This window comes from Dietzia sp. B19, from assembly GCF_014145155.1.
GTDB classification, from domain to species: Bacteria; Actinomycetota; Actinomycetes; order Mycobacteriales; family Mycobacteriaceae; genus Dietzia; species Dietzia natronolimnaea.
Window position 1 is genome coordinate 1 of record NZ_JAALED010000231.1, and the last position, 4,758, is coordinate 4,758.

Annotated in this window: 4 protein-coding genes and 1 pseudogene; all 5 read left to right on the forward strand. The window is 71.1% G+C overall.

Features of this window, described 5'->3' with window-relative positions:
- Positions 1-210, forward strand: a pseudogene (locus tag G6020_RS07695) (enoyl-CoA hydratase); the annotation flags it as partial.
- 39 nt (positions 211-249) lie between these two features.
- Entirely contained in the window at positions 250-1,845 is a 1,596-nt protein-coding gene (gene fadD5, locus G6020_RS07700; RefSeq protein WP_182610219.1) for a fatty-acid--CoA ligase FadD5, read from the forward strand.
- A 41-nt stretch (positions 1,846-1,886) separates the two neighbouring features.
- On the forward strand, positions 1,887-2,696 hold the full coding sequence (locus G6020_RS07705) for an ABC transporter permease (protein ID WP_182610220.1): 810 nt from the start codon (positions 1,887-1,889) through the stop codon (positions 2,694-2,696).
- Between the two features lie 91 nt (positions 2,697-2,787).
- Positions 2,788-3,579: an ABC transporter permease gene (locus G6020_RS07710; RefSeq protein ID WP_182610222.1), complete on the forward strand. Its 792-nt coding sequence runs from the start codon at positions 2,788-2,790 to the stop codon at positions 3,577-3,579.
- Between the two features lie 8 nt (positions 3,580-3,587).
- On the forward strand, positions 3,588-4,758 hold a 1,171-nt coding region (locus G6020_RS07715), incomplete at its 3' end, for an MCE family protein (protein WP_182610221.1).

Genomic DNA, 4,758 nt, shown 5'->3' on the forward strand with positions numbered 1-4,758 from the left:
CCCGCCGCCGCCACGCTCGCCCGCCGGCTGGCCCGCGGCCCCCGCCGCGCGCTGGAACTCACCAAGAAGTCGGTCACCGGGGCCACACTCGCCGAGCTGGACGCCGCGCTGGCCCGCGAGCACGAGGGACAGTGCGAGCTCCTGGTGTCCGACGACTTCGCCGAAGGGGTCGCCTCGATCCTCGAGAAGAGACGCCCCGAATTCTCCTGACCCGGTCCTCCACCCTCACCGCCCACGAAAGGCCGAATCATGACCACCGCCACCATGGACCCCGTCGCGGAACTCCACGCCGCCCGTCGCAACCACTGGAACACGTGGGTGGCCACCCACGCCGAGATGAACCCCGACGGCGAGGCGCTGCGCTACCTCGGCCAGACCACCACCTGGTCGCAGCTACACGAGCGCAGCGGTCTCTTCGCCGACGCGCTGGCCCGTCGTGGGGTCGCCAGGGGTGATCGGGTCATGCTGATCACCCTCAACAACCCGGAGTTCGTCGAGGCGGTGCTCGGCATCAACCGGTTGGGTGCCATCGCGGTGCCGGTGAACTTCCGCCTCACCCCGGCCGAGCTGGCCTACCTGGTGAGCGACTGCGCGCCGAAGGTCGTCGTCACCGACGCCCTGCTCGCCCCGCTCGTCGGGGCGATCCGTGCCCAGGGTGAGGAGCCGGGTGACCACATCGTCATCGGGGGCGAGTCCGGAACGGAGGACCAGACCACCTTCGCCGACGCGCTGGCCGAGGAGGGCGAACCGCATCCGCCGGTCGACGTCCCGGAGGACTCCACCGCCCTCATCATGTACACCTCGGGCACCACGGGTCGGCCCAAGGGCGCGATGCTCTCCTACGAGAACCTCACCGCCCAGTCCCTGACCTGTATCCGGGTGTTCCGGCTCTTCGACGAGGAGGGGCGCGCACTGTGCGCGGCCCCGATGTTCCACATCGCGGCGCTCGGTTCGATCGCCCCGAGTCTCCAGCTCGGCGGCGTCACGGTGGTCCACCCCCTGCAGGCCTTCGACCCGTCCGCCCTGCTCGACACCCTCGAGGCGGAGCGGATCACCAGCGTCTTCCTCGTGCCGGTGCAGTGGCAGGCCGTCTGCGCCGAGCAGAAGGCCCGCCCGCGGACGCTCGTGCTGCGCAACATCTCGTGGGGTGCGGCCCCGTCCACGGACACGATCCTGCGCGCCATGTCCGAGACGTTCCCGGACGCCCTCAACTGCGCGGTGTTCGGCCAGACCGAGATGAGCCCCATCACCTGTGCGCTCGACGGTGACGACGCGATCCGCAAGCTCGGGTCGGTCGGCAAGGTCATCCCCACCCTGCAGGCCCGTGTGATCGACGCGTTCGGGGAGCCGGTCGGTCCCGGCGAGGTGGGCGAGATCGTCTACCGCGGACCCACCACCATGTCCGGCTACTGGAACAAGCCCGCGGAGACCGCGGAGGCCTTCGAGGGTGGCTGGTTCCACTCCGGTGACCTGGTCCGGATGGACGACGAGGGCTTCGTCTACGTCGTGGACCGCAAGAAGGACATGATCATCTCCGGCGGTGAGAACATATACTGCGCCGAGGTCGAGAACGTCATCGCCGGCCACCCCCGGATCCGTGAGGTCGCGGTGATCGGTCGCAAGGACGAGAAGTGGGGCGAGGTGCCCGTCGCGGTGGTCGCCCAGCACGAGGAGGAGGGCCGCGCGGACATCACCCTCGACGAGCTGACCGGGTGGCTGCGCGACAAACTGGCCGGCTTCAAGCTGCCCAAGCACCTCGTGCACGTGGAGGAGCTGCCGCGCAACGCCAGCGGCAAGGTGGTCAAGGGCGCGCTCCGCTCGGAGCACGGCTCCACGGGTGTCTGACCCGGCGGCCGAGTCGACGTCGGAACCCGGATACCACTGACATGGTCTTCCAACTCCCCGCGGGCCGAGGCCCGGTGGTCGATCTGGCGGGTCAGGTCGGATCGCTGGTCGGCTACTCGGTGTTCACCCTGCTGAGCTGCGTGCGCACGGTCGCCACGGGGCGGCTCTCGCTCGCCGAGACCCGCGACCAGGCCCTGTTCGTCGCCCGGGTGTGCTCGGTGCCGGCGCTGCTGCTGATGCTGCCGGTCGGCGTGCTCGTCGCCGTGTCGGTGGGGGAGTTGGCGGGAAGACTGGGGGCGGCCGGCTACGCCGGCGCCGTCGTGGCCTTCGTCGTGGTGGGGCAGGCGTCGGCGCTGGTCTGCGCGCTCATGCTGGCCGGGGTGGGCGGGTCGGCCATCTGCGCTGACCTGGGCTCCCGCACCATCCGCGAGGAGGTCGAGGCCATGGAGGTCATGGGGATCGACGTGATCGAGCGGCTCGTGGTGCCCCGCGTCATCGCGACCGTGCTGGTCTCCCTGGTGATGTGCGCCCTGGTCACCGCGATGGGTGTGACCGCGTGTCTGATCTATCAGGTGTACGGCCAGGGGGAGTCGGCCGGGGCGTTCCTGTCCACGCTCAGCGCGTACGGCCGCCCGTCCGACCTGTGGATGGCGATGGCCAAGTCGGTCGCGTTCGCCGTGGTCTCCGCCCTGATCGCGACGTTCAAGGGACTGCACGCCAGCGGCGGGTCGAGCGGTGTCGCGGACGCGGTCAACGAGACGGTGGTCCTGGCCTTCGTCACCGTGTTCGTGATCAACACCGTCCTGTCGGCGGTCTACGGGCTCGTCGTGCCGTCGGTCGGGAAGTACTGACGTGACCTCGCTCCGGGTGACCGACACCAGCGCCGTGCAGAAGGTCCGGGCGTCCCGGCCCGCCGCGGTCCTGGCACGGGCCTCGTCGGGGATGGCGGAGGTCGGCCGCCACGTGAGCTTCGCGGGCCGGGTGATCCTCACGCTGCCCACCGCGCTGGTGCGGTATCGCAGGCAGGTCGTCAAAGAGGTCGTCGACGTGGGCTTCGGCTCCAACTCCTTGATCGCCGGCGGCGGAACCATCGGGATCGTGCTGGCGATGTCGGCGGTCGCGGCGATCATGGTGGGCGTCGAGACCTACCGCGGGCTCGACCTGATCGGCATGACGAGCCTGTCCGGGATGCTCTCGGCGATGGCCAACACGCGCGAACTCGCGCCCGTCGTGGCCTCCATCGCCCTGGCCGCCAAGGTGGGCACGGGGTTCACCGCCCGGCTGGGATCGATGCGCATCTCGGACGAGATCGACGCTCTCGACGCGATGTCCGTGCCGACCATCCCCTACCTGGCCGGGACCCGGGTCATCGCGACGATGATCTGCATCGTGCCGCTGTACGCCGTGGGACTGGTGGCGACGTACATCGCCACGCGGGTGGTCGTGGTGCACGTCAACGGCGGCTCGGCGGGCACGTACGACTACTTCTTCCACATCACCCTGGGTCCCGAGGACGTCCTCTACTCGCTGATCAAAGCGGTGGTGTTCGCCCTGGTGATCGTGCTCGTGCACTGCAGCTACGGGTACCACGCGACGGGCGGCCCCGAGGGCGTCGGGCGGGCCGCGGGCCGTGCGCTGCGGACCAGCATCCTCCTCATCGGGTTCATCGACATCGTGCTCACCTTCGCCCTGTGGGGCCTGGTGCCCGAGGTCCCGGCGTTGGGGATCACGTGAGGCGGCGTGTGGCGGGACCGACGCCCGAGCGGACGCTGGCGGTCCGCGGGCTGGTCGCGAGTGTCGTGGCCGTGGTGCTGGCGGGGTTCCTCGTCGCCCGGGGCGCGGGCGTCCTCGACCCGGGGGCGACGGTGACGGCGGTGCTGCCCTCGGAGGCGGGCCGGGTCCCGGTCCACGCCCCCGTCCATCACCTCGGGGTGAAGGTGGGTGACGTGCGGTCGTCCATCGGTGTCGTGTCAGGTGACAGTTCGGGCGACGACGACGAACCGGGCACGAGGATAGAGATGCTGATCGCCCCGGAGCACGCGGAGCGCATCCCCTCCGACGTCGTCGTCCGTGCGGTCCCGCGGACACTGTTCGGGGACGTGCGCCTGGACCTGGTGACCCCGGGCGAGCCGGGGACGACGCGCCCCGCCGGAGGGCTCGACAGCGGAGACGTCCTGGCCGCCGACCGTTCCGAGGAGGCCGTGCTCCTCTACGACGTGTTCACCCGCGCGAGCGACCTGCTGGTCTCCATCGAACCCGACCGTCTGCAGGTCACGCTCACCGCACTCGATCGGGCCCTCGACGGCCGGGGCGAGATGCTGGGGAGGGTCATCGGGGACGTGGACCGGGCGGGTGAGCACCTGTCGCCCGCGCTGGAGGAGACCGCCGGTGCGTCCTCCGCCCTCGCCTACCTCGCCGAGGACCTGGCCGCGGCCGGCCCGGTGATCCTCGAGACCCTGCAGGAGGCGACGCGGCTCTCGCAGATCGTGGTGGACCGCCCCGATTCGCTCGGCCGGCTGCTCGACGCGGGCCTGGCGGTCACCGGGTCGGGCGCGCACATGGCCGACCGGACCGTGACGGGTGCGATCCGACTGGTCGACGACACCGGGGTGGTGTTCGACCGGACCGCCCGGAACCCACACGGGGTCATCCGGACCCTCTACGCCATGCGCCCCATGGGGGAGGCCGGGGAGGCGGCGTTCTCCACGGGACGGTTCACCATCACGGCGGTCCCGTCGTTCTCCGACCCCATGCCGTACGGGCCCGAGGACTGCCCCCGCTATCCGGACCTGGCCGGGTCGACGTGTTCGGGTGCGGCGTCCCCCCACCGCGGTGGCGGTCTCACGGTCGCCGCCGCCTCGGAGCGGGACCTGATCCGGGAACTCCAGGCGGCCGCCGCGTCCGAGCCCGGGT

What these genes read in the sequence shown, in the direction of transcription:
- G6020_RS07710 (WP_182610222.1), top strand. Translation starts at nt 2,788, where the DNA reads ATGGCGGAGGTCGGCCGCCACGTGAGCTTCGCGGGCCGGGTGATCCTC.
- fadD5 (WP_182610219.1), top strand. Translation starts at nt 250, where the DNA reads ATGACCACCGCCACCATGGACCCCGTCGCGGAACTCCACGCCGCCCGT.
- G6020_RS07705 (WP_182610220.1), top strand. Translation starts at nt 1,887, where the DNA reads ATGGTCTTCCAACTCCCCGCGGGCCGAGGCCCGGTGGTCGATCTGGCG.